Raw genomic sequence first — 23,722 nt, 5'->3', positions numbered from 1 at the left:
ATTCCGGGCCGTCTTTTTGGGTCTGTCTGTCCTTGAAAACTTCCCCGCCTTCTGTGTCGGCTGCTGTGGCAGCTCCTTCCTGGTCTAGCGCCTCGGGCGTGGTGGCTGCGGGTGTCTCTTGCCTGCTGTGGGCGTTGGCACAGTGGCTGGCCAGAGGCAACCTGGACGGCTACCACGATATGTTGGAGAACTACGCTTGGGCACAAGCTTGGGAGTGGGGCACGCACAAGCATCCCCCCTTCTTTGCCTGGGTGGTGGGGGTGTGGTTCGCCATTTTTCCGCAAACCGACCTGTTCTACCACTTGTTGTCTTATGCCAATGTAGCCGTGGGTTTGTGGGGGGTATGGCACTTGGGGGTGCGTTTGGGCTTGCGCAATATAGCGCCCGTGGCGGTCTTGTTGCTGATGTGGTGCCTGCCCTACACCACGCTGGCGGCCAAATTCAATGCCAACAGCCAATTGTTATCGCTGTGGCCTTGGACAGCGGCCTTATTGTTAGCCAGCTGGCAAGAGCGTGGTTGGCGCGGTCTGGCCTACAGTGTTGCACTGGGTGTGCTGGCGGGGGCCAGCATGTTGAGCAAGTATTACAGTGGTGTGTTTCTGGCTGGGTTTCTGCTACCCATCTTGTTAACTGCCAGTGGGCGCCAGTGGCTGTTGACACCGCGCCCCTATGTGGCGCTGGCCGTGTTTGGCTTGGTGTTGGCACCCCATATTGCTTGGGTGGCTGGGCATGGCTGGATCACATTGGGCTATGCAATGGATCAGGGCAGTGGAGACACCCAATGGGGCTATGTGCTGCGCTTTGCTTTGGCGCCGCTCCTATACTGGTTGCCTGGCTGGCTCGCTTGTGTGGCGGTGTGCAGTTACCAACAGGCGCAGGTGCAGCCCCAAGCGTTTTGGCCGCTATGGTGGCGTTTGGCGGTGCGCAGTTGGATGCCCACAGGGTGGTCTGATGCCTTGTTCTGGTTGGCTGTGGCACCCTGGGCCTTGACCTTGGCCTTTGGCATCGCTGGTGTAGCAGAATTGTCCACACCGTGGGCCATCCCGATTGGATTTGCCTTTTCATTGTTGTGGTTGCGCAATCTACAGATGGCTGTGCCCCATGCCACTGCGGCGGCCTTGCGGGTGTTGCACCGGGCTGTGTGGCCGGTATTGGCTACCATTGTCTTGGCAGCACTGGTATTGGCTACAGGCAGTGCGCGCACGGGGCAGGTGGGTTATTACCGCCCCAGTGCCGAGGCTGCACAGGCCATTGCCCAAGATTGGGCGCAGCGCCACCCAGGAGTCGCCTTGACATGGGTGGGTGGAGCTTGGGCAGAAAACGCTCTGCTCTCGTTCTATGCGTTGCCCACCGCCCGAACCTTGCCAGGTTTGCCCGACACCTATCCAGCACATTTCAACCCCTATCCCAACTGGAGCCAACAGGCCGGTATGCTGCTGTGTCCGCGTGGCCCTGTGCGGCCCGATGGCAGCCAGCCCCTGCCTACGCTGTGCGACCAGCAAGCGCAACAGTGGCTGTTGCAGCGTGGGCAAAATGCACAGCCCATATTGTTGGCCGTGCAGCGTCAAGGATGGCGCTTTCCGCATCCCCAGACCTTTGTTTATGCCGTGTTTGATGTTTTGCCACAGCCTGCACCGGCACACCGCCTGCCATGAGTCCCTTTGCACCACTCATGACACCCCTGCATCCGCGTCCGCCACTGCGCTTGAGCTGTGTGGTGCCTGCCTACAACGAAGCCGGTCATCTGGCTGAATTTTTACAAGCTTTGCACACCTGTGCTGCGGCGCTGACCAACGATTTTGAGATTCTGGTCATCAACGATGGTAGCCGCGATGCCACGCGCGAGGTGGCACTGGCCCAAGCGCAGGCGCTGGGGGTGCGGTACTTGGAGTTTTCGCGCAATTTTGGCAAAGAGGCTGCGTTGTCGGCAGGGGTTGACCACGCACGGGGCAATGTTGTGCTGTTGATCGATGCCGATTTTCAGCACCCGCTGGAACTGGTGCCACGCATGGTCGATCTTTGGCGCAATGGCTACGATATGGTCTATGGCGTCATTGCCGACCGGGCCGCCGAGAGTGGCCTCAAGCGCCTAGGCACCAATGTGTTTTATCGCTTGATGAACTGGGGCTCTAGCGTCCAGATGCCTCGCAATGCAGGGGATTTTCGGTTGATGGATCGCAAGGTGGTGGATGCCCTCAAAGCCTTGCCAGAGCGCAACCGCTTCATGAAGGGGCTGTATGCCTGGGTGGGCTTCACGACCGTGGCATTGCCCTTTGTGCCCGCCGAGCGGTTTAGCGGCCAATCCAGCTTTAGCCTGCGGCGTTTGGGGGCGCTGGCACTGTTGGGGCTGACCTCTTTTACTACACTGCCCCTGCGCTTTTGGAGCGTGGCTGGGGGGTGTATTTCGCTATTGGCTATAGCTTACGGTTTGTGGATCACAGTGAGCACCCTGTTGTTTGGCAACCCAGTGGGGGGGTGGCCCACGCTGGCTGCCAGCGTGATGCTGTTTTCTGGGGTGCAATTGCTGTCGATTGGTATTTTGGGTGAATACATTGGCCGCATTTACGAAGAAGTGAAGCAGCGCCCGGTGTATTTGTTGGCGCAGGACGAAGACCACAGCCCGCTGGCGCCCCCTCGCCCATGAAAGCCTTGTTGATGTGGCTGCGCAGCTGGCCCCAGCCTTTGCGTTTTGTTTTGGTGGGTGGCGCAGCCGCCAGCACACATTTGCTGGTGGTAGCGTTGTTGGTGCAGGGGCTGCAATGGCTGCCGTTGACGGCCAATGTGTTGGCCTTTTTGCTGGCATTTTGGGTCAGTTACGGTGGGCATGCTCTTTTGACGTTTGTCCAGGCAGGTGTGGCACATCGGCAGGCGTTACCGCGCTTTTTTGTGGTGGCCTGTGCGGCTTTTGTAGTCAATGAGGTGCTCTACTTTGCCGCTTTGCGCTGGCTGCCGTGGCATTACCTGATTAGCTTGTTTCTGGTGTTGCTGGCGGTAGCGGTAGGCACCTTTGTCAGTAGCAAACTTTGGGCATTTGCCCAACCACCACCATGAAGCAAATTACCCTGTGTGCCGACGATTTTGCCTTGCACCCGGCGGTAGATTCGGCTGTGGTGGCACTGGCCCAAGCGGGCCGCCTGAGTGCCACCAGTTGTATGACAACAGCGCCGCGCTGGCCCGAAGCCGCCCAGCTTTTGCCGCCACTGCGCCCGGCTTTGCAGGTTGGACTGCACTTTAATTTGACCGAGGGGCATGGTCACACCGCCGCCCCCAGTCTGGTGCAAGTGCTGGCACGGGCTTATGCCGGGCAGTTGCGCCCGGCACAGATGGCGCCGATTTTGCACCGCCAGTTGGATGCGTTTGAGCAGCAACTAGGGACGCCCCCCGATTTTGTAGATGGTCATCAGCACGTCCACCAACTGCCGGGGGTGCGCACCGCGTTATTGCAGGTGCTGCACGCCCGCTATGGCCGCAACGTACCGTGGGTTCGTTCTACCCTACCGGCTCGGCCAGAGCTCAACAAGGCCACCCTGTTGGCCGTGCTGGGGGGCTGGAGTCTGCGCCGCTCTCTGGTGCAATGGGGCGTACGCCACCACACGGCGTTTGCTGGGGTTTATGGCTTTGATGCGGCCACACCTGCCGCCTATGGCACACGCATGGCGCAGTGGCTGGCACAAGCCACCGATGGCACTTTGCTGATGTGCCACCCGGCCAGCACTCCCGTGTTGGGCGATGCCATTGGTGCCCAACGTGCTGTGGAATATGCCTATCTGGCCTCGCCCGAGTTTGGTGCTTTGTTAGAGCGCCTTGGGGTGGTGCTGGTGCAAGGCGAAGCGTTGGTCACAGCCCCCAGAGCTTAGAGCCTTCGCTAACACCACTATCGACACGGCCTGCTGCACCTTGCCGCACCAGGCGCGCTGCCCACTCACTGACTTACGCCTCAGCTCGACCACAAACCTGATTGTTATGGGTTGTGTTAGCCGCTCTTAACGTACGATTTTCCCAAAATACCCCCGTTGACACCGTTTGGTGGTTGAGAGTCAGAAGACACGGTAGGGATGCCCGCGCACTGGGTGATGCTCACGGCCGCTTCTTCATGACCAGCGCATACAGCGCCTGCGCCGCCACCGACAGACTTTCGTCCCGCCGCCGCACCAGATAGATTTGCCGTGTGAGGCTTGGCAACGACAGCGGCCGCGTGACCAGGCCCGGTTGCTCAAAATGAAACTGTGTGAGTGCAGGCACCACGCTGATACCCAGTCCTGCGCGCACCATGCCCATCACGGTGGCCAACTGTTCGACTTCCATCAGCGTGTGCATGGCCTGCGGGTGCAGCGCAGCATCCAAGTACTGGCGCACGCTGCTGGTGCGTGCAAGGTGGATGAACGGCCAGGCTGCTAGGTCCTGTGTAGTGATGGCTTGAGACAAGCGGGACAGTGGGTGCTCGGCGGGGCACACTAGGTAAAAGTTGTCCGTACAAAAGGGTTCGGCCTGTAGCGCCGGAGTGTCGGCACGGATGGCGGCGAGCGCGAAGTCGGCATGGCCGCTGGCCACGCGGTCGATGCAGGGCTCTGAAAGCACATCAGCGATGTCGATCTCGATGCCAGGGTGCGCAGCGCTGTACTGCGCCAGAACGTCCGGCAGCCAGCCAGCAGCCAACGAAGGCAGCAGCGCCACTGCCACGCGGCCGCGCTGCAGCGTGGCTGCATCGCGCACGGCAGACAGTGCGTTGGTTATCTCGATACGGATGCGGCGGGCCGACTCCAAAAATTTCCGACCCTCAGGCGTCAGGTCCACATGGCGCGTGCTGCGATCGAACAGGCGCAGGCCCAGGTCATCTTCCAGCGCCCGGATGAGGGCGCTGAATGCGGGCTGCGACAGGTGGCACAGCGCCGCTGCGCGCGTGAAGCTGCGCTGCTCGGCCAGCGCGATGAAGGCGTCGAGTTGGCGGCTGGAGAGATGGGTGGTGCTCATGTCTTGTGCTGTGGATCGGAAATCGGCTGCCAAGCAATTCATCTGAAATACAGATGGATTCATCATAACAATCGATTTCACAGAATACTGCAATCTCTCTACAGTGGTTCTAGGAGACAAAGAACCCATGGCAAACAACACCAATCTACTGGTCGGCTGCGCCGCTGGCTTTTCGGGCGACCGCACTGATGCCGCTTTACCGATGGTGCAGGCACTCATTGCCAGTGGCAAGCCCTCGGTGCTGATTTTCGAAACCCTGGCCGAGCGCACACTGGCCTTGGCCCAGCTTGCCCGCCGTACCGACCCCGATGCGGGCTACGAACCCTTGCTGGTCGATTTGCTGCACCCCGTGCTTGCGCAGTGCTTGACCCACGGTGTGCGTATCGTCAGCAACTTTGGCGCCGCCAACCCACACGGCGCTGCCCGCCGCATCCACGCGTTGGCAGCCGAGTTGGGCTTGCAGCGCCCGCGCATTGCCGTGCTGCAGGGCGACGACCTGAGCGGTCCTGAACACCGCGCACTGCTGGAAAGCGCACTGGGTGATGCCATGCCCACCGCCCCCATAGTGAGTGCAAACGCCTACATCGGTGCGCAGGCCATTGCCGATGCCTTGCGCAACGGGGCAGACATCGTCGTCTGCGGTCGCGTGGCCGACCCCTCGCTGGTGCTGGGCCCAGCCCTAGCGCACTACGGTTGGGCGTCAGACGACTGGGACCGGCTAGCCCGCGCCACCATGGCAGGGCATCTTCTCGAATGCGGCGCACAGGTCACAGGCGGCTACTTTGCCGATCCGGGCTACAAGGACGTTCCCGGTCTGGCCACGCTCGGTTATCCCATTGCCGAGATCGACTCCGACGGCCACTGCACCATCACGAAACCGCCCAGCACAGGCGGGCGCATCGATGAGCGCACCGTCAAAGAGCAGCTGCTGTATGAGCTGCACGACCCTGCTGCCTACATCACGCCCGATGTGGTGGCCGACATCACCCAGGCCCGTGTGCAGGCCGTGGGCACCGACGCCGTGCGGCTGGACGGCGTGCGGGGCCACGCCCAGCCTGCCACGCTCAAAGTCAACGTGTGCTTTGAATCCGGCTGGTTTGCCGAGGGAGAAATCTCCTATGCAGGCCCACGCGCCGAGGGCCGCGCGCGTCTGGCGGGCGAGGTGCTGCGTGAGCGTTTACATGGTCTGGGCCCACTGCGCATCGACCTCATCGGCGTGACCAGCGTATTGGGTGACGACACCAGCCGCTGGCTCAATGTACCCGCAAACGATAGCAACGATGCCCGCGACGTGCGCCTGCGTGTAGCCCTGCAGCACCGTGAACACGCCAGCGCCCAGCGCCTGCTGCGCGAGGTGACCACGCTCTACACCTGCGGACCGGCAGGCGGCGGTGGCGTGCGCACCGCCATGCGCCCGCGCCTGGGCACGGTGTCGTGCCTCGTTCCGCGCGAGGCCGTCGCCGTGCGCTTTGAGATGGTTGATTGAGGAAATACCCACCATGACTTGCGCAACTGCTCCCACGATCACGGTTCCACTCTACCGTCTGGCCCACAGCCGCACGGGCGACAAGGGCAACCGCTCCAACATCAGCATCATCGCCTGGCACCCCGCGTTGTGGGATACGCTGGTCGATCAGGTCACCGAATCCGCCGTGGCCCGGCAGTTCGCTCTGCGCCAACCGCGCCAGGTTACGCGCTATCTGTTGCCCCAGTTGCAGGCCATGAACATCGTGCTCGATGACGTGCTCGACAGTGGCGTCAACGATGCGCTCAATCTCGACAGCCACGGCAAGGCACTGAGCTATCTGCTGCTAGACCTGCCCGTGCAGGTGCCCGCCGCGCTGGTACAGCACTTCGGCGGCCCACGGTCGTAGCCAGTCTTTCTTTTCTCAGTTCCCCATTCCTTTTCCGCCTTTCATACCTATACACAAGGAGACAACATGAGCCAAAAAAAATCGCTGATCAACTTGGGCCGCCGTCATGCCACGGCCTCTGCCCTGCTGGCGTTGGGCGCATTGCACGGCACTGTTGCACTGGCGCAAGCTCCTGTTTACCCGGCCAAGGCCATCACGTTTGTGGTTCCTTTTGCTGCAGGCAGCGCCACAGATCAGCTGGCACGCGCGCTGGGCCAATCCATCACCACCGAGACCAAGCAGCCCGTGGTCATCGACAACAAAGCTGGTGCCAGCGGCATGATCGCTGCGTCCGCCGTAGCCAAGGCTGCGGCTAATGGCTACAGTGTACTCATCACCACCAACACTACGCATGCGGCCAACGAGCACCTGTACAAAAAACTCTCATACGACCCAGTGAAAGACTTCGCCCCTGTCACCGGCCTAGGCAAGGGCGGACAGGTGCTGGTGGTCAACGCCAGCGCACCGTACAAGAACGTGGGCGAGCTGCTGGCCTTTGCCAAGAAGAACCCCAGCAAGCTGAGCTTTGGCAGCGGTAGCTCATCGAGCCGCATGGCGGGTGAAATGCTCAAGCAGCTGGCTGGTGTGGACATCCTGCACGTGCCCTACAAGAGCAACCCGCTGGCTATCACCGATCTGCTGGGCGGGCAGATCGACCTGATGATCACCGACACCTCCACCGGCGTGCCACAGGTCAAGGCGGGCAAGCTGCGGGCCTTGGGCTACTCCACCCAAAAACGCAGTGCGCAATTGCCCGACGTACCCACACTGGACGAAGCTGGCGTGAAAGGCTACGACATGGGCTACTGGTTTGCAGCCTACGTTCCCGTTGGCACACCCGCTCCGGTAGTAGCACGCCTCAATGAACTGCTGGCCGCCGCAACCCAAAGCGCTGCGGCCAAGAGCTTCTTTGACAACGCCGGCTCTGAGGCTTGGACGACCTCACCTGATGAACTCGCCAAGTTCCAAGCCGCCGAAACCCGAAAGTGGGGCAAGGTGATCAAGGCGGCAGGTATCGAGGCCGAGTAATACTCAAACCGATTGAGCCATCGCTAGAGGTAAAAACAAGGTCAGCGGTCTGTCTGGCAGTGCAATTAAAGCCACTAACACAACTATCGATACGGCCTGCTGCACCTTGCCGCACCAGGCGCGCTGCCTACTCACTGACTTACGCCTCAGCTCGACCGCAAACCTGATTTTTATGGGTTGTGTTGGCCGCTCTTAACCCGGCCAAGTCACGGTGACGGTGCAGCCCTCGCCGGGCAAGGCGCTGGCTTGGGCATCACCACTGTGGCGCTGGGCAATGGTGCGCACCGCTGCCAAACCAGTGCCCACACCCTCAAACTCATTTTCTCTGTGCAAGCGTTGAAACAAGCCAAACAGTCCTGTGGCTTGCGCTGGGTTAAAACCCACGCCATTGTCTTGCACGCGCAAAGTCACTTGCCCCTCGGTGCTGCGCCAACAAGCAATGGCAATGCGCGCCGGGACACGCGACTGCGTAAACTTGAGCGCATTGTCTAGCAGTTGTCGTAGCAATTGGCGCAACAAGGCAGCATCGGCCTCGACATGGGTGATTTGCAACTGGGCTTGCCACTCAATGCTGCGCTGTGCAGTGCGCCCCGCCAGTTCGGTTTGCACCTCGGCCAGCAAGGCCGCCAAAGCCACTGATTGGCGTTGTAGCGGCGCACGCACAATACGCGACAAGGCCAACAAGCCATCGAGCATCTGCCCCATGCGCCGGGCCGATTGGTTCATGGTGCCCAAAAACTCCTCGGCCTCCTCCCAGGCTGGGCCTTGCAGACCCGCCTCTGGCAGCACCTCTGCCAGCAAGGTGCCATAAGAGGTGACGTGGCGCAGTGGGGCGCGCAAATCGTGCGACACAGCGCGCAGAAAATCCTCATAGGCTTGGCCCATCTCGGCCAGTTGGTGTTCGCGTTGCGCCAGCAGCGCACGCAGTTGTGCCACTTCTTGTTCAATGCTGGGCGTGGGCAGCGTCATCTGGATTCAGCCTTTGGGTTGTTTGGTGGGGCGCTGCCATTGGGCAACGCTGATTGGCTTGCCACGGGCCACACTCAAACTGCCGGGCGGAGCATCTTTGGTCAGGGTGGTGCCCGCGCCCACCGTGCCACCAGCCCCCACAGTGACAGGGGCCACCAGTACGCAATTGCTGCCAATATGCACATCGGCCTCAATCACTGTGCGGTGCTTGTTGGCCCCATCGTAATTGGCGGTGATGCTGCCTGCACCATAGTTGACGCGTTCGCCCACGGTGGCATCGCCCAAGTAGGCCAGATGGTTGGCTTTGGCACCAGCGGCCAGCGTGCTGTTTTTGACCTCGACAAAGTTGCCAATATGCACCTCTTGGCCCAGTTCGGCACCTGGGCGCAAGCGGGCAAATGGGCCAATCAGGGCGCCCTCGCCCACGCTGGCCCCCAATGTCTCGCCATCAATGTGGGTATAGGGGTGGATAACGGCCCCAGCCGCAATGCGTGCATTGGCAATGCAACAGTGGGCACCCACCTGCACACCCTCGCCCAACTCTACTTGGCCGGTAAAAATGCAGCCGACATCAATCTCTACATCTGGGCCGCACACCAGTGCGGCCTTGGCACCAGAACGCACATCGTCGCGCAAATCAAAGCGGGCAGGGTCGGCCAGCCGCACCCCTTGCTCCATGAGTGCACGAGCCTGACGCCATTGGTGGGCCCGCTCCAGTTCAGCCAATTGCAGTGGGCTGTTGATGCCCGCCACTTGGAAGGCATCTTCAATGCAGTGGCCTACCACTGGCACACCCTCTTGCACGGCCATCGCCACAATGTCGGTCAAGTAATACTCACCTTGGGCATTGTGGTTGTTCAATCGGGCCAACCAGCCCGCCAGCCGCTGTGCGGGCACGGCCATGATGCCGCTATACACCTCTCGGATGGTGCGCTGTACCTCGCTGGCATCCTTGTGCTCCACAATGCCTTGCACCGCCCCATCGGCTGTTCGCACAATACGGCCATAGCCGCTAGGGTCGGGCAGGGTCACGGTGAGCAAAGCCAAGGCACCGCCTGCCACGGCCTCTGAGGCCGCAATCAGCCCGTGCAGTGTTTGGAATTGGGTCAGTGGCACATCCCCCGATAGCACCAGCACCGTGCCATCGCCGGCCAGCAAGGGCAAGGCCTGCTGCACAGCATGACCGGTGCCCAATTGTGGTTCTTGGCGGGCAAATTTCAGGGCAAAGGCTGGTGCGGGGTCTTGGGCCACAGGGGCCAGCGCCAGTTCTACGGCATCGGCACCATGTCCGGTAATCACGATGGCGCTGCGGGGTTGCAACAGTGCTGCTGTGTCTAGCACATGCTGCAAAAGGGCACGGCCTGCCAAGCGGTGCAGCACCTTGGGGCGGCGGCTTTTCATACGGGTGCCCTTGCCTGCCGCCATGATGAGAATGTCCAGTGGTGTCATGAAAGTGTCGTGGTTGGATCGATAGGATGCAAAAGACTTTGCACATAAGCCTGCTGCGGCGTATTTTCAACGACCAAGCCCACTCCGCAAAAACCCGTACTGTGCCCTACGCCTCCTTGAGTTTCTGATCTGAGTCAAGCAAGAACCGGAAAACATCCTCTACAAGGTTTTAACGATAAGGCAGGCAAGGTTTTTGCTGGATGGGCCTGCCAAGCACCTACAGGAGAAACACCGATGAGCTTCATGCCGTGGACCCCCGAACTGGAATTGGGTTTTGAGGAGATCGATGGCCAGCACCAATGGCTGGTACACCTGACCAACCGATTGCACAATGAGCTGTCGCAGCCCCTGCCTCGGCGTGAAGCCGTAGGCGAGGTACTGGAAGGACTGGTGGACTACACCCACAACCACTTTATTGTGGAAGAGGTGATGTTTCAGCACCACGACTATCCAGAAACCCCTGCGCACAAGGCCGAGCATGACGGTTTTACCGGCAAGGCGATGGATTTGCTGATGCGCTTTGAAGAGGGTGAAGAAGTGACCTTTGAAGCCTTGGGCTTTTTGAAAGAATGGCTGATCCACCATATTTGCCATGTGGACCGTTCTTACCTGCCCTTCTTTCGTGCCCATCAAGCCCAGACCCGGCACCTGACGATGGCCTGAGCCACTCCAGCCGCTTGCACCGGGTCGGGGCTACGGGCCTCAGACCAGTGCAATCCGGGCAAACTTGCGTTTGCCTACCTGCACTACATAGGTGCCAGCGGCCAGCTTCAAGCCCCGATCACTGACCACGCTGCCATCGACACGCACGCCCCCGCCATCGATCAGGCGGTTGGCCTCGCTGGTGGATGGGGCCAGATTGGCCTGCTTGAGCAGTGCGCCTATCCCCAGAGGCGCTCCAGAGAGGCTGATCTCCGGGATGTCATCGGGCACCCCGCCCTTGCTGCGGTTGATAAAGTCTTGCTCCGCCGCATCAGCGGCCGCCACGCTGTGAAAGCGTGCCGTAATCTCTTTGGCCAGCATGACCTTGGCCTCTTTGGGGTTGCGGCCCCCGGCCACTTCTGCCTTGAGTGCCGCAATCTCGGCCAAACTCTTGAACGACAGCAGGGTGTACCAGTCCCACATCAGGGTGTCTGAGATAGACAGCACCTTGGCAAACATGCTGTTGGCATCTTCAGTGATACCAATATAGTTGTTCTTGGACTTGGACATTTTGTCCACGCCATCCAAGCCCACCAACAGTGGCATGGTCAGCACGCACTGCGGCTCTTGTCCATATTCCACTTGCAAATGGCGCCCCATCAGCAGATTGAACTTTTGGTCGGTGCCACCCAGTTCCAAATCAGACTGGAGGGCCACCGAATCGTAACCTTGCATCAGTGGATACAAAAATTCATGCACGCTGATGGATTGGCCGCTATGGAACCGCTTATGAAAATCATCACGCTCCATCATGCGGGCCACGGTGTATTTGGCTGCGAGCTGGATCATGCCGCTGGCCCCCAGGGGTTCGCACCATTCGCTGTTGTAGCGGATTTCAGTGCGGGCCGGGTCTAGCACCAGACTGGCTTGCTGGTAGTAAGTTTCGGCATTGGCCTTGATCTGCTCGGGCGTGAGTGGTGGGCGGGTGCTGTTGCGGCCCGAAGGGTCGCCAATCAGGCTGGTGAAGTCGCCAATCAGAAAAATCACCTGGTGGCCCAAATCCTGCAATTGGCGCATCTTGTTGAGCACCACAGTATGGCCAATGTGGATGTCGGGGGCTGTAGGGTCTAGCCCCAACTTGATGCGCAAGGGCTGGCCGGTGGTCTCGGCACGCACCAGTTTTTTTACCCACTCGTCTTGGGGCAGGAGTTCTTGCACTCCACGCAGCGAGATTTCCAAAGCCTGGCGTACCCCGTCCGACAAGGAGGTTGGCGTCACAAAAGAGTCATCCATATGATATTTCTTACATTTCTAAACGGTGGGCTTGGCTATACTTCGCCCACTTTGCAGTGGCGGATTCTAGTAGCCCGCTTTTTCAGACCCAACTGAGACGCTGCAAGTCCGTCAGTCTGTGCGCTCCGCCGCACCCAGTCTTTCAGCTGGGATTTTGCCCCGGACACACGCTCACCCTGGGAAGAAAATTTTGAAAAACGGCTTCACCACCGCCAGCACGGCCTTGCTTTCGCGACTCTCCCACAGTCTTCAGCAACACCCTAAGCGCATCACCGCTGCATTGGCTACCGTGCTTCTTACCGGCGGTGGAGGTGCCTTTGCTGTGGCCTCTTTGGGGCCAGATCCTGCCGATTTGCCCGTGCGTTTGGTGGAGCAACCCGTACAGTCCTTGGCCAGCGGTTCTACCTTGGCCGATCTGACCGATGGTGTCGGTTTCTCCTTGTACCGCGCCGACAATGTGCGCAATACCGATACGGCCGAATCTCTGTTGCGCCGCATGGGTGTTGCCGATCCGGCGGCTGCCGCTTTCTTGCGCCGTGACAGCAGCACCCAACAAAATCTGTTGGGCCGCAATGGCCGTGTGGTACGTGCAGAAACCACCGATGACCACCGCCTGCTGCGTTTGGTCGCACGCTGGGCCCATGAGGACAACGGCCTGTTCAACCGGCTGGTGGTGGAGAAGGATGAGCAAGGCAAGTTCACGTCTCGCCTTGAGACCGCACCATTGACCATTTCTACACGCTTGGCCGGTGGCATTATCCAGAGCTCACTTTTTGCTGCCACCGACGATGCCAGCATCCCCGACAGCGTGGCCACGCAAGTGGCCGAAATCTTCTCCAGCGAGATTGATTTTCGCCGCTCCCTGCGCAAGGGAGACCGATTCTCCATCGTGTATGAAACCCTAGAAGCCGATGGTGAGCCATTGCGCAGTGGTCGGGTGCTCAGTGCCGAATTTCGTAACAATGGCAAAACCCACCAGGCAGTTTGGTTCCAGTCCCCCGGTGCAGACAAAGGAGCCTACTTCAACTTGGAGGGGCAAAGCCTGCGCCGCGCTTACCTGAGTTCACCGCTAGAGTTCTCGCGTGTGACCAGTGGTTTTGCCATGCGTTTTCACCCCATCCACCAAACTTGGCGCGCCCACCTTGGCACTGATTTTGGTGCCCCCACTGGCACCCCCGTGCGTACGGTGGGGGATGGTGTGGTGGAGTTTGCTGGTACCCAAAACGGCTATGGCAATATCGTCATCATCAAGCACCGCAACCAGCATGTCACAGCCTATGCCCACCTGAGCCGCATGGATGTGCGCAAAGGGCAAAGCGTTGCGCAAGGCGAGAACATTGGGGCGGTCGGTGCTACGGGCTGGGCCACTGGGCCGCACTTGCACTTTGAGTTCCGTGTCAATGGTGTCCACCAAGATCCCATGATCATCGCCAAGCAAAGTGAAGCGGCTGCGCCAGTGGCTGCCGCCCAACGTCCGGCTTTTGACCGTGTAGCTACGGCCATGCGTCTCCAGTTGGCATCGGCAGAGTTGGTGCATCAGGCCAACGCCCAATAACCAGGCATTGGCCGTGCCGCCAGAGCTTGGAGGCCCCATGGAACGCTATATTGGCCTGATGTCGGGCACCTCACTGGATGGGGTAGATGGGGTGCTGGTGGAGTTTGCTGGCAACCGTTGTATGGTGCAATGCCACCAGTCTGTACCATTTCAGCCCACATTGCGGGCCGAGCTGTTGGCCTTGAACAGCAGCGGCCCCGATGAGCTGCACCGGGCTGCGCTGGCCGCCAATGCTTTGGCGCGTACCTATGCCCAAGTGGTTCGGGCCTTGTTGGCCGATAGTGATTTGCCCGCCTACGCTATTGCAGCCGTGGGCGCCCACGGCCAAACGGTGCGCCACCGCCCCGGACTCTACGATGGCACCGGCTATACCCTGCAACTCAACAGCCCGGCCTTACTGGCCGAATTGACGGGTATCACCGTGGTGGCCGATTTGCGCAGCCGCGATGTAGCCGCAGGCGGCCAAGGTGCGCCATTGGTGCCTGCCTTTCACCAACAGGTGTTTGGCCGACCGGGGCAAGACACATTGGTGCTCAATATCGGTGGCATCTCCAATTTGAGTGTTTTGGCTGCCGATGGTCGTGTGCTGGGTTTTGACTGTGGCCCCGGCAATGCCTTGATGGACGCTTGGTGCCAACGCCACACAGGTCAGCCCTTTGATGCTGCGGGTGCTTGGGCCGCCAGCGGTCAGGTGGTTGCTGCCTTGTTGCAACGTTTGCAGGCCGAACCCTTTTTGCACCAGCCTCCCCCCAAGAGCACGGGCCGCGATTTATTCAATGCAGATTGGCTGGCGGCCCAACTCGAAGGTGGTTCCCATTGGGCCCCCCAAGATGTGCAAGCCACCTTGACTGAGTTCACGGCCTTGGTCTGTGCGGACTGCGTGCAAAGCCACGGCCCGCACAGCGATGTCTTGATAGTGTGCGGTGGTGGGGCGTTCAATCAGCACCTGATGGCACGTTTGCAGGCCTTATTGCCCCACTTGAAAGTGCAACCCAGCGATTGCCACGGGTTGCCCGCCCAACAGGTGGAGGCCGCAGCTTTTGCCTGGTTGGCCCGCCAAGCCTTGCTCGGGGCGCCGGGCAATCTGCCCAGCGTGACTGGCGCGCGGGGCGCACGAGTGCTTGGGGCTATTTACCCCGCCTGAAGGGCCGCAAGATCAAACGGCTGGCCGCGCTCTTGGGCCAGCCATTCCAGCACCGGATAAGCACCGGGCAATACAGGCCGCACTTGCAACGGCAGCTGTTGCCAAGCCATTTGCTGACCTTCGCGCATCTCAAACTCGCCTGTCCAGTCCCATACTTTGCACCAGTGCAAGCGCACCAAAGCATGGGGATAGTCGTGTTCCGTGATTTTCCAGACGGTGGCTGGGCCTATGGTGATGCCTAGTTCTTCGATGAGCTCGCGGCGCAACGCTTGCTCTACCGTTTCATCGGCTTCGATTTTGCCCCCTGGAAACTCCCAATAACCGGCATAGGCTTTGCCCGGTGGCCGGGTGGAGAGCAGCAGTGCGCCGTCAGGGCGCAAGAGCACGCCCACAGCCACTTCGGTGTGTTGGCGTGCAGGGGAGGCAGCACTGGGGGTGACATCGCTCACGGCAAGGCTTTCGGCAATCAATTCAAAGGGTGCTGGACTCTGCCAGCCCGGTCACATCGGCAATGCGTTCGGGGTGGGTAGGTTGCGCCTGTGTGCGCCCAGCATAATCGCGAGCAAACTGGTACGCCACGCGGCCACTGCGTGAGCCACGCTCCAAGGCCCACACCAGTGCTTCGGGGCGGGCCGTGGCAATGGCCGCAGCATCCAGCCCCAAAGCCGAAAGCCACTGCGCCACAATCGTCAGATATTCTTCTTGGCTGAAGGGGTAAAAGCTCACCCACAGACCAAAGCGTTCAGACAGGGAGATTTTTTCTTCGACGCCCTCGCCCGGATGCACTTCGCCATCGGGGGTGTGCCGATAGCTCAGGTTCTCCGACATATATTCGGGCAGCAAATGACGGCGGTTGCTGGTGGCATAGATCAGCACATTGGGCGTGGCTGCAGCCACCGAACCATCCAAAATAGACTTGAGCGCCTTGTAGCCCGGCTCGCCATCCTCAAAGCTCAAATCGTCACAGAAAATGATGAACTTTTCGGGGCGGCTGGAGACAACATCCACAATATCAGGCAAATCCACCAAATCGGCCTTGTCTACCTCGATCAGGCGCAGCCCTTGCGATGCAAAGGCATTAAGGCAGGCTTTAATCAGCGAAGATTTGCCCGTGCCGCGCGCACCCGTCAACAGCACGTTGTTGGCGGTGCGTCCAGCCACAAACTGCCGGGTGTTGCGCTCAATCTTCTCCTTTTGCACCTCGATTTCTTTCAACTCGTGCAGCGCCATACCACTGACATGGCGCACTGGCTCCAGCGTGGCATGACCACTGCTGCGCTTGCGATAACGCCAAGCCACAGCCACCGACCAGTCGGACGGGGCCGACAACGGCTGCGGCAGCACAGTTTCAATGCGTGCCAACAATTGCTCGGCACGGGCCATCAGGGTTTCTAACGGAGAAGTCATGGCAGCAGGCATCCGGCAATGCCGGAGCGATCAGGAGCGGTAGTCGGCGTTGATGGTGACGTATTCGTGGCTGAAGTCGCAAGTCCACACCGTGTCTTGCGCTGTACCTCGGCCCAGCAACACACGTACGGTGATTTCTTGCTGCTTCATCACACGCTGGCCGTCTTCTTCTTGGTAGGCAGGGTTGCGGCCACCGTTGATGGCAACATGCACGTCATCCAAATACAGGTCGATGCCGGTTTGGTCGAGGTCGTCGATACCGGCATAACCCACTGCTGCCAAAATGCGGCCCAAATTGGGATCGCTGGCGTAGAAAGCGGTTTTGACCAATGGCGATTGGGCAATGGCGTAAGCCACTTGGCGGCATTCTTCGCCAGTTTTGCCACCCTCCACACGCACAGTGATGAATTTAGTGGCCCCTTCGCCATCGCGCACAATGGCTTGGGCCAGCTTTTGCGCCACATCCAGCAATGCAGCTTGCAGTGCTTGGCCTTCGGCGCTGTCTAAGCTGGTGATGGTGGGATTGCCCGCTTGGTGTGTGGCTACCAGCACAAATGAGTCGTTGGTAGAAGTGTCGCCATCAATCGTCACGCGGTTGAAGGAGCCATCGGCCAAAGCTTTAACCAAGGGTTGCACCAGTGCTGGATCTATAGCGGCATCGGTAGCCAAAAAGCCCAGCATGGTAGCCATGTTGGGGCGAATCATGCCTGCGCCCTTGCTGATGCCGGTAATGGTGATGGTTTGGCCTGCGATATTGACCTGGCGGCTGTAGGCTTTGGGCAGGGGGTATCAGTGGTCATGATGCCCTCGGCAGCGCGGCCCCAGTGGGCGGCTTGGGCATCGGCCAAGGCAGCAGGTAGGGCAGCCGTGATGCGCTCCACGGGCAACTGCTCCATGATGACGCCTGTCGAAAACGGCAAAATTTGTGCGGCTGTCACGCCCAACTGAGCCGCCAGTGCCGCGCAGGTGGCGCGGGCGCTCTCTAACCCTTGTGCGCCAGTGCCTGCATTGGCGTTGCCGGTGTTGATCACCATCGCGCGGATGCCTTGGCCTGCGGCCAAATGCTCGCGACTGACTTGTACGGGTGCAGCACAGAAGCGGTTTTGGGTAAACACACCAGCGACGCTGGCACCTTCATCGAGCAAAAAGACGGTCAGATCTTTGCGGTTGACTTTGCGTACACCAGCTTCGGTCACGCCAATACGCACACCAGCCACCGGGAGCAGATCGGAGGCCACAGGAGCAGACAGATTCACGGGCATAGGAAGCTTCCTGAATGAAATCGAAACGAGCCAAAGGATGGGGTTACATGCAAGCACGGGCCCAAGCCCGTGCCATTGTGCAGTGGTTTGATGACGCTATTGCTCAGGCCAGTTTGCCGTGGCACTGCTTGTATTTTTTGCCGCTGCCACAGGGGCAGGGATCGTTGCGGCCGATGTGGGCACCAGCCACGGCGGCCACGGTAGCGGCAGCGTGGGGCACGGTGCTTTCGTCCAAAGTGGTTTGGGCTTCGCCGGTTTCGGTGGGGGCGGTGTAGGTGACGTTGGCAATGTGCTCTGCGCGTTGCTCCATGTCTTCGGCCACCTGCTCGATCTGTGTCGGCGACTGTACCTGCACGGTCATCAAAGTGCGGGTAACATCGTTTTTCACAGTATCAATCAACTGGCGAAACAGCTCGAAAGCCTCGCGCTTGTATTCTTGCTTGGGTTGCTTTTGGGCATAACCGCGCAGGTGGATGCCTTGGCGCAAATAGTCCAGCGCGCTCAGGTGGTCACGCCAGTTGGAATCGAGGTTTTGCAGCAACACCATGCGTTCAAAGTGAGTGAAATTGTCTTCACCCACCAAATCCACCTTGGCCTGAAAGGCGGCATGGGCGGCAGTCAGCACCTTCTCCAAAATATCTTCGTCAGTGATGGATTCTGCACCTTCAACCAGTGCGCGCAACTGGAGCGGCAATTGCCATTCTTGGGCCAAGGCGGCTTCGAGGGCGGGCAGGTTCCATTGCTCTTCTACCGATTCGGCGGGCACATGTTGGCGCACCAAATCCGTGAAGCAATCTTCACGCATGGCGTGAATCACATCTTGCAGAGCTTGGGCATCGAGAATGTCGTTGCGCTGCTGGTAGATGACTTTGCGCTGGTCGTTGGCAACATCATCGTATTCCAGCAATTGCTTGCGAACATCAAAATTGCGGGCTTCTACCTTGCGCTGAGCCGATTCGATACTGCGGGTGACGATACCGGCCTCAATGGCTTCGCCTTCGGGCATCTTCAGGCGATCCATGATGGAGCGCACCCGGTCGCCCGCAAAGATACGCATCAGCGAATCATCCAGACTCAGATAAAAGCGTGAAGAGCCGGGATCGCCTTGGCGACCAGAGCGACCACGCAGTTGGTTGTCGATGCGGCGCGATTCGTGGCGTTCGGTAGCGATGATGCGCAAGCCGCCCAAGGCCTTGACCTTTTCGTTGTCTTGCTTCCAGGCCGCACGCAGTGCTTCGATCTGGCTGGCCTTGGTGGCGGCATCCAGTGCCTCGTTGGTCTCGATGGCGGCCACTTCTTTTTCGATGTTGCCACCGAGGACGATGTCGGTGCCCCGACCAGCCATGTTAGTGGCAATGGTGATCATGCCTGCCTGGCCCGCTTGGGCAATGATGTCGGCCTCGCGGGCGTGCTGCTTGGCATTGAGCACCTGATGCGGCAGACCGGCCTGGGTTAGCAGGTGGTCGATGATCTCGGAGTTTTCAATCGAGGTGGTGCCCACCAGCACCGGCTGACCACGTTCGTGGCACTCGCGAATGTCTTTGATGGCTGCGTCGTATTTTTCTTTGGTGGTTTTGTAAACGCGGTCGAGCTGGTCGTCGCGCTTGCTGGGCTGGTTGGGCGGAATGACCACCGTTTCGAGGCCATAGATCTCTTGGAACTCATAGGCTTCGGTATCGGCGGTGCCGGTCATGCCCGAGAGTTTGCTGTAGAGGCGGAAATAGTTCTGGAATGTGATGGAGGCCAGGGTTTGGTTCTCAGCCTGAATGGCTACGCCCTCTTTGGCTTCTACAGCCTGGTGCAAGCCCTCGCTCCAACGGCGTCCGGCCATCAGGCGGCCCGTGAATTCATCAACGATGACGATCTCGCCCTTTTGCACCACATAGTGCTGGTCGCGGTTGTACAGGTTGTGGGCGCGCAGTGCTGCATACAGGTGGTGCATCAGCGAGATGTTGGCCGGATCGTACAACGATGAGCCTTCGGGCAGCAAGCCTTGGGCTGCCAGCACGCGCTCAGCAGTTTCGTGGCCTTGTTCGGTCAAGAACACTTGGTGCGATTTTTCGTCCAGCGTAAAGTCGCCGGGCTTGGTCACGCCCTCGCCCGTGCGGGGGTCGGCTTCACCTTCTTGGCGCGTGAGCAGCGGCACCACCTGGTTCATGGCCAGATACAGGGCGGTGTGGTCTTCGGCTTGACCACTGATGATGAGGGGCGTGCGCGCTTCATCGATCAGAATCGAGTCCACCTCGTCGACGATGGCGTAATTGAGCTGGCGCTGCACCCGGTCGGCCGACTCGTACACCATGTTGTCGCGCAGGTAGTCAAAACCGTATTCGTTGTTGGTGCCGTAGGTGATGTCGGCGCCATAAGCGGCCTGTTTTTCCTCGCGGGGCATGTTGGGCAGGTTGATGCCTACCGTCAAACCCAGGAAGTTGTAGAGGCGTGACATCCATTGGGCGTCACGGTTGGCCAGGTAGTCGTTGACAGTGACGACATGCACGCCTTGGCCTGACAACGCATTGAGGTATACCGGCAGCGTGGCGGTGAGGGTTTTGCCCTCGCCGGTGCGCATTTCGGCAATTTTGCCGTAGTGCAGGGCCATGCCCCCCAACAACTGGACGTCGAAGTGGCGCATCCGCATGACGCGCTTGGAGCCTTCGCGTACCACGGCAAAGGCTTCGGGCAGCAGGGCGTCGAGCGATTCGCCTTGGGCCACCCGCTGTTTAAATGCCTCGGTCTTGGCCCGCAGCGCCGCGTCATCGAGCTTCTCCAACTCTGGTTCCATGGCGTTGATGCGTGCCACGGTCTTGCGGTACTGCTTGAGCAACCTGTCGTTGCGGCTGCCGAAAAGTTTGGTAAGGAAGTTGGTGACCATGCGAGCGGGAACACACCAGCAGGCCAAGCCCGCAGGGTGTCCGAATCCCTGTGAAGATATGAAGATGTCGGGTGGTGCCAGGCAGCACTGTGGCTGTTGACAGCACTAGAGAGTCTACCGGCACCGGAAACTTGTTTCCAGATTTTAGCCGCCATGTGGGATACGGGTGCTGATGGGCGGCTGCCAGATAATTGGTCTTTTATTGCATCTGCACAGCCATACGCCAACCCCATGACCTCTGCTCGCCGTCACCACGCCATTACGTTGATGCAGGCTTCGGAAGAAGCGCCTGTGCTGGCGCCCTTGCTGGCCTTGATGCGTGAGTCCAGTGAGCGATTGCGGGTGGTGGAGCCGTTGATTCCCGTGTTGTTGCGTCCTAGTGTGCAAGCGGGGCCAATTGAGGGGGACACTTGGTGTTTGGTCGTCAAGAACAATGCCGTAGCGGCCAAACTGCGGCAGTTGTTGCCCCTGCTGCAAGCGCGTTTGCGCGCCCAGGGTTGGGAGGTCAGTGCCATTCGGCTCAAAATCCAAGGGCAGGGTGGCTGAGAGTCAGAGGCAAGAACCCTCAGGCAAGGTGATGGGCCTCCTGCATGGCCTGATCCACCACCGCGCGGGTCAGGGTGGGCACAAAGCTTTCAATGAACTGGTAGGCATAGCCACGCAGCCAAGTGCCCCGGCGCAGGCCCAGGCGGGTCAGGTTGACTTCAAACAGGTGGCGTGCATCGATCAGGCGCAAGTGGCGGTCGCGCTCGGCATCGACTGCAATAGAGGCGACGATGCCCACACCCATGTCCAGTTCTACATAGGTTTTGATGACATCGGCATCCATCGCGCTGAGCACAATGTCGGGTGCCAAGCCTTCGCGGGCAAAGGCTTCGTCAATGTGGGCGCGGCCGGTGTAGCCTAGTTCATAAGTGATGATGGGGTAGCGGGCCAGTTGCTCTAAGGTGATGGGGTGGGGATACGCCAGCAGCGGGTGATCCGGTGGCACGACGATGCTGTGCGTCCAACGGTAGCAAGGCAGCGTGACCAAGGTGTCGTAGCCTGCCAGTGCTTCGGTGGCAACGCCAATATCGGCTTCGCCCGAGAGCAGCATTTCGGCCACTTGGCGTGGTGAGCCTTGGTGCAGGTGCAGGCTGACCTGTGGAAACAGCGCCCGAAAATCATGCACGACCTGCGGCAAGGCATAACGGGCCTGTGAGTGTGTGGCCGCAATAGACAGGCGCCCTTGTTCGCTGGCGTTGAAGTCTTGTCCGGCCCGGCGCAGGTTTTCAGACTCCAGCAACAGGCGCTCCACGATGGGCAGCAAGGTCTGGCCCGGTGGGGTCAGGCCCGTCAGGCGTTTGCCTGCCCGGGCAAAGATTTCTACGCCCAGTTCTTCTTCCAACTCGCGAATCTGGCGGCTGACGCCCGGTTGCGATGTGTGCAGCATCGCGGCCACCTCGGTCAGGTTAAATCCCCGCCGCACGGCTTCACGGACAGAGCGCAATTGCTGAAAATTCATGGGCGTGTTGACTGCTGTGCGGGGTGGGTGGGCCGGGGCAAGCCCAAGTGCTCACGCAGGGTGTGGCCGCTATAGGCCGTGCGAAATAAACCGCGCCGCTGTAACTCTGGAATCACCAGATCGACAAAATCTTGCAAGTCAAAGGGGAGCGTGGGGGCCATGATGTTGAAGCCATCGGCGGCACCAGTGGTAAACCAGTGCTCTAACTGATCGGCCACCGACTCAGGTGTACCCACCACCGTCCAGTGGCCACGTGCGGTAGCCACGCGCTGGTAAAGCTGGCGCAGGGTGAGGTTTTCTTCGCGGGCCAATTTGAGAAACAGGTCTTGGCGGCTTTGCCAGCCTTCGGTGGGCGGCAGGTTGGGCACCGGGCCATCGAGGGGGTAGGGAGAAAAATCAAAGCCACCCACAAAATGCGACAGCAACCCCAAGCCCACCGCTGGCTCGATCAACGCTTGCAGCTGTTCGTATTTTTCTTGCGCTTCGGCCTCGGTGCGGCCTACCACGGGCGAGACACCGGGCAAAATTTTGAGGGCATCGGGGCTACGGCCATAGGCGGCCAAACGGCCCTTGAGGCTGGCGTAGAACGCCCGCGCACTCTCTACCGATTGGTGTGCGGTAAACACCAACTCGGCGGTGGCGGCAGCCAGTTCTTGCCCATCTTCGGAGGAGCCCGCTTGCACCAGCACCGGGTAGCCCTGCACCGGGCGCTGGCTTTGCAAAGCGCCGTGTACCTTGAAGTATTTGCCATCGTGGGCCAGACGGTGCAGTTTGGCCGGGTCAAAGTAACGGCCAGCGGCCTTATCCAACAGATAGGGCTGGTCTTCAAAAGTGTCCCACAGCCCTTTGACCACATCGACATATTCACGGGCGCGTTCATAGCGATCGGCGTGCGAAATTTGTTGGTCTAGACCAAACAGTTGGGCCTCTTGGTCAGAGCCAGAGGTGACAAGGTTCCAGCCGGCACGGCCTGCGCTCAGGTGGTCTAGTGTGGCAACCTTGCGCGCCAGATGGTAGGGCGGCAGGTAGGTGGTGGAGACCGTGCCCACCAGCCCAATGCGCTCAGTGACACCGGCCAAGGCGGTGAGCAACTCTAGCGGTTCAAACTGGTGCGGCGGCACGTTGCGGGCCAATGCCTCGGCGGGCGTGCCGGGCAGGCCCATGGTGTCGGCGCTAAAAATGGCATCAAACAGGCCCGATTCTGCAATGCGGGCCAGTTGCTGGTAGTGGGCTGGGCGCAAAGCGGCAGCCGGGTCTACCTTGGGATGGCGCCAAGCAGCAATGTGGTGGCCCACACCAAACAAAAAAGCGCCCAAATGCAGTTGGCGCGGTGCAGCAGCAGTGGTCATGGCGCGTATCCCTATTCCTATGGGTTTAGAGCTTGGCGATCGACACTTCGGTCGATTTGACCAGTGCGACCACTTCGGAGCCAAGGGTCAGGCCCAAATCGTCTACCGAGCGGGTGGTGATGACGGAGGTGACGATGCCCCAAGGGGTTTCGACATCAATCTCCGAGACCACATCGCCCCGGATGATTTCTTTGACTTTGCCCTTGAATTGGTTGCGTACGTTGATGGCTTGAATCGACATGGGATAACTCCTGAACGATGGTGAAGTTGGCACCGGACGGGAGCAGCCCCATCCGTTTTTAATAACCAAAACGAATGTAAAACATTTTCTTAAAACTTATAAATAATAAAAAGCGATGTGCA

Annotated in this window: 21 protein-coding genes and 1 pseudogene; 11 read left to right on the top strand and 11 right to left on the bottom strand. The window is 59.8% G+C overall.

Annotation, left to right across the window (positions count from 1 at the left end; genetic code table 11):
- Positions 1–65 precede the first annotated feature (65 nt).
- From ACFO6X_RS10410 to ACFO6X_RS10395, 4 genes are read left to right on the top strand one after another with little or no spacing between them, the layout of a single operon-like run.
- Positions 66–1,655: a glycosyltransferase family 39 protein gene (locus tag ACFO6X_RS10410; RefSeq protein WP_382432722.1), complete on the top strand. Its 1,590-nt coding sequence runs from the start codon at positions 66–68 to the stop codon at positions 1,653–1,655.
- Positions 1,652–2,644 (top strand): glycosyltransferase family 2 protein, encoded by a 993-nt coding sequence (locus ACFO6X_RS10405; RefSeq protein ID WP_382432720.1) that lies wholly within the window; start codon positions 1,652–1,654, stop codon positions 2,642–2,644. Before ACFO6X_RS10410 ends, ACFO6X_RS10405 begins: the two co-directional genes overlap by 4 nt.
- Entirely contained in the window at positions 2,641–3,051 is a 411-nt protein-coding gene (locus tag ACFO6X_RS10400) for a GtrA family protein (RefSeq protein WP_382432719.1), read from the top strand. Before ACFO6X_RS10405 ends, ACFO6X_RS10400 begins: the two co-directional genes overlap by 4 nt.
- Positions 3,048–3,857, top strand: a complete 810-nt coding sequence (locus tag ACFO6X_RS10395) for a ChbG/HpnK family deacetylase (RefSeq protein ID WP_382432717.1) — start codon at positions 3,048–3,050, stop codon at positions 3,855–3,857. The genes ACFO6X_RS10400 and ACFO6X_RS10395 overlap by 4 nt, the downstream gene beginning before the upstream one ends.
- Positions 3,858–4,077: 220 nt before the next feature.
- Here ACFO6X_RS10395 and ACFO6X_RS10390 read toward each other — a convergent pair whose 3' ends face one another.
- Positions 4,078–4,971, bottom strand: coding sequence for a LysR family transcriptional regulator (locus tag ACFO6X_RS10390; protein WP_382432715.1), 894 nt, complete (start codon positions 4,969–4,971; stop codon positions 4,078–4,080).
- Between the two features lie 127 nt (positions 4,972–5,098).
- Here ACFO6X_RS10390 and ACFO6X_RS10385 point away from each other — a divergent pair, with 127 nt between their 5' ends.
- From ACFO6X_RS10385 to ACFO6X_RS10375, 3 genes are all read left to right on the top strand, one after another.
- The gene (locus ACFO6X_RS10385) at positions 5,099–6,457 is read left to right on the top strand and encodes an acyclic terpene utilization AtuA family protein (protein ID WP_382432713.1); all 1,359 of its coding nucleotides are present in this window, start codon (positions 5,099–5,101) and stop codon (positions 6,455–6,457) included.
- Positions 6,458–6,470: 13 nt separating this feature from the next.
- Complete coding sequence (locus ACFO6X_RS10380; protein WP_382432711.1) at positions 6,471–6,845, top strand: AtuA-related protein; 375 nt, start codon at positions 6,471–6,473, stop codon at positions 6,843–6,845.
- Positions 6,846–6,911: 66 nt separating this feature from the next.
- Complete coding sequence (locus tag ACFO6X_RS10375) at positions 6,912–7,913, top strand: Bug family tripartite tricarboxylate transporter substrate binding protein (protein ID WP_382432709.1); 1,002 nt, start codon at positions 6,912–6,914, stop codon at positions 7,911–7,913.
- A 192-nt stretch (positions 7,914–8,105) separates the two neighbouring features.
- Here the strand turns inward: ACFO6X_RS10375 and ACFO6X_RS10370 are convergent, their stop codons facing one another.
- Positions 8,106–8,882 carry a sensor histidine kinase gene (locus ACFO6X_RS10370; RefSeq protein WP_382432707.1) on the bottom strand — a complete coding sequence of 259 codons (777 nt, stop codon included), beginning with the start codon at positions 8,880–8,882 and terminating at the stop codon, positions 8,106–8,108.
- 6 nt (positions 8,883–8,888) lie between these two features.
- Positions 8,889–10,331: a bifunctional UDP-N-acetylglucosamine diphosphorylase/glucosamine-1-phosphate N-acetyltransferase GlmU gene (glmU, locus tag ACFO6X_RS10365; RefSeq protein WP_382432705.1), complete on the bottom strand. Its 1,443-nt coding sequence runs from the start codon at positions 10,329–10,331 to the stop codon at positions 8,889–8,891.
- Positions 10,332–10,565: 234 nt separating this feature from the next.
- On the opposite strand from glmU, the gene ACFO6X_RS10360 reads away from it, so the two are divergent.
- Complete coding sequence (locus tag ACFO6X_RS10360) at positions 10,566–10,994, top strand: bacteriohemerythrin (protein ID WP_382432703.1); 429 nt, start codon at positions 10,566–10,568, stop codon at positions 10,992–10,994.
- Between the two features lie 39 nt (positions 10,995–11,033).
- Here the strand turns inward: ACFO6X_RS10360 and tyrS are convergent, their stop codons facing one another.
- The gene (gene tyrS, locus ACFO6X_RS10355) at positions 11,034–12,266 is read right to left on the bottom strand and encodes a tyrosine--tRNA ligase (RefSeq protein WP_382432701.1); all 1,233 of its coding nucleotides are present in this window, start codon (positions 12,264–12,266) and stop codon (positions 11,034–11,036) included.
- Between the two features lie 190 nt (positions 12,267–12,456).
- Here tyrS and ACFO6X_RS10350 point away from each other — a divergent pair, with 190 nt between their 5' ends.
- Both ACFO6X_RS10350 and ACFO6X_RS10345 read left to right on the top strand, forming a co-directional pair.
- Entirely contained in the window at positions 12,457–13,821 is a 1,365-nt protein-coding gene (locus tag ACFO6X_RS10350; RefSeq protein ID WP_382432699.1) for a peptidoglycan DD-metalloendopeptidase family protein, read from the top strand.
- 37 nt (positions 13,822–13,858) lie between these two features.
- Positions 13,859–14,965, top strand: coding sequence for an anhydro-N-acetylmuramic acid kinase (locus ACFO6X_RS10345; protein WP_382432697.1), 1,107 nt, complete (start codon positions 13,859–13,861; stop codon positions 14,963–14,965).
- Here ACFO6X_RS10345 and ACFO6X_RS10340 read toward each other — a convergent pair.
- The 4 genes and pseudogenes from ACFO6X_RS10340 to secA form a co-directional block, all read right to left on the bottom strand.
- Complete coding sequence (locus ACFO6X_RS10340) at positions 14,953–15,414, bottom strand: NUDIX domain-containing protein (protein WP_382432695.1); 462 nt, start codon at positions 15,412–15,414, stop codon at positions 14,953–14,955. The two genes, ACFO6X_RS10345 and ACFO6X_RS10340, sit on opposite strands and share 13 nt — an antisense overlap.
- A 22-nt stretch (positions 15,415–15,436) precedes the next feature.
- Positions 15,437–16,372, bottom strand: a complete 936-nt coding sequence (locus ACFO6X_RS10335; RefSeq protein ID WP_382432693.1) for an ATP-binding protein — start codon at positions 16,370–16,372, stop codon at positions 15,437–15,439.
- Between the two features lie 30 nt (positions 16,373–16,402).
- A pseudogene (gene argJ / locus ACFO6X_RS10330) lies at positions 16,403–17,634 on the bottom strand (bifunctional glutamate N-acetyltransferase/amino-acid acetyltransferase ArgJ).
- Positions 17,635–17,737: 103 nt separating this feature from the next.
- A complete protein-coding gene (secA, locus tag ACFO6X_RS10325) occupies positions 17,738–20,506 on the bottom strand; it encodes a preprotein translocase subunit SecA (RefSeq protein ID WP_382432691.1) in 2,769 nt (922 codons plus the stop codon).
- Between the two features lie 231 nt (positions 20,507–20,737).
- Here secA and ACFO6X_RS10320 point away from each other — a divergent pair, with 231 nt between their 5' ends.
- The gene (locus tag ACFO6X_RS10320; RefSeq protein WP_382432689.1) at positions 20,738–21,052 is read left to right on the top strand and encodes a hypothetical protein; all 315 of its coding nucleotides are present in this window, start codon (positions 20,738–20,740) and stop codon (positions 21,050–21,052) included.
- Between the two features lie 19 nt (positions 21,053–21,071).
- On the opposite strand, the gene ACFO6X_RS10315 is transcribed toward ACFO6X_RS10320, so the two are convergent.
- The 3 genes from ACFO6X_RS10315 to ACFO6X_RS10305 are packed head-to-tail and all read right to left on the bottom strand — an operon-like array spanning position 21,072 to position 23,600.
- Positions 21,072–22,010 (bottom strand): CysB family HTH-type transcriptional regulator, encoded by a 939-nt coding sequence (locus ACFO6X_RS10315; RefSeq protein ID WP_382432687.1) that lies wholly within the window; start codon positions 22,008–22,010, stop codon positions 21,072–21,074.
- Positions 22,007–23,359 carry an LLM class flavin-dependent oxidoreductase gene (locus ACFO6X_RS10310; protein ID WP_382432685.1) on the bottom strand — a complete coding sequence of 451 codons (1,353 nt, stop codon included), beginning with the start codon at positions 23,357–23,359 and terminating at the stop codon, positions 22,007–22,009. Before ACFO6X_RS10310 ends, ACFO6X_RS10315 begins: the two co-directional genes overlap by 4 nt.
- Before the next feature lie 25 nt (positions 23,360–23,384).
- Positions 23,385–23,600 (bottom strand): TOBE domain-containing protein, encoded by a 216-nt coding sequence (locus ACFO6X_RS10305; protein ID WP_382432683.1) that lies wholly within the window; start codon positions 23,598–23,600, stop codon positions 23,385–23,387.
- Between the last annotated feature and the right edge of the window lie 122 nt (positions 23,601–23,722).

This window comes from Giesbergeria sinuosa (genome assembly GCF_042652905.1).
Taxonomy (GTDB): domain Bacteria; phylum Pseudomonadota; class Gammaproteobacteria; order Burkholderiales; family Burkholderiaceae_C; genus Simplicispira; species Simplicispira sinuosa.
This window is presented reverse-complemented; position numbering and strand designations above follow the sequence as displayed.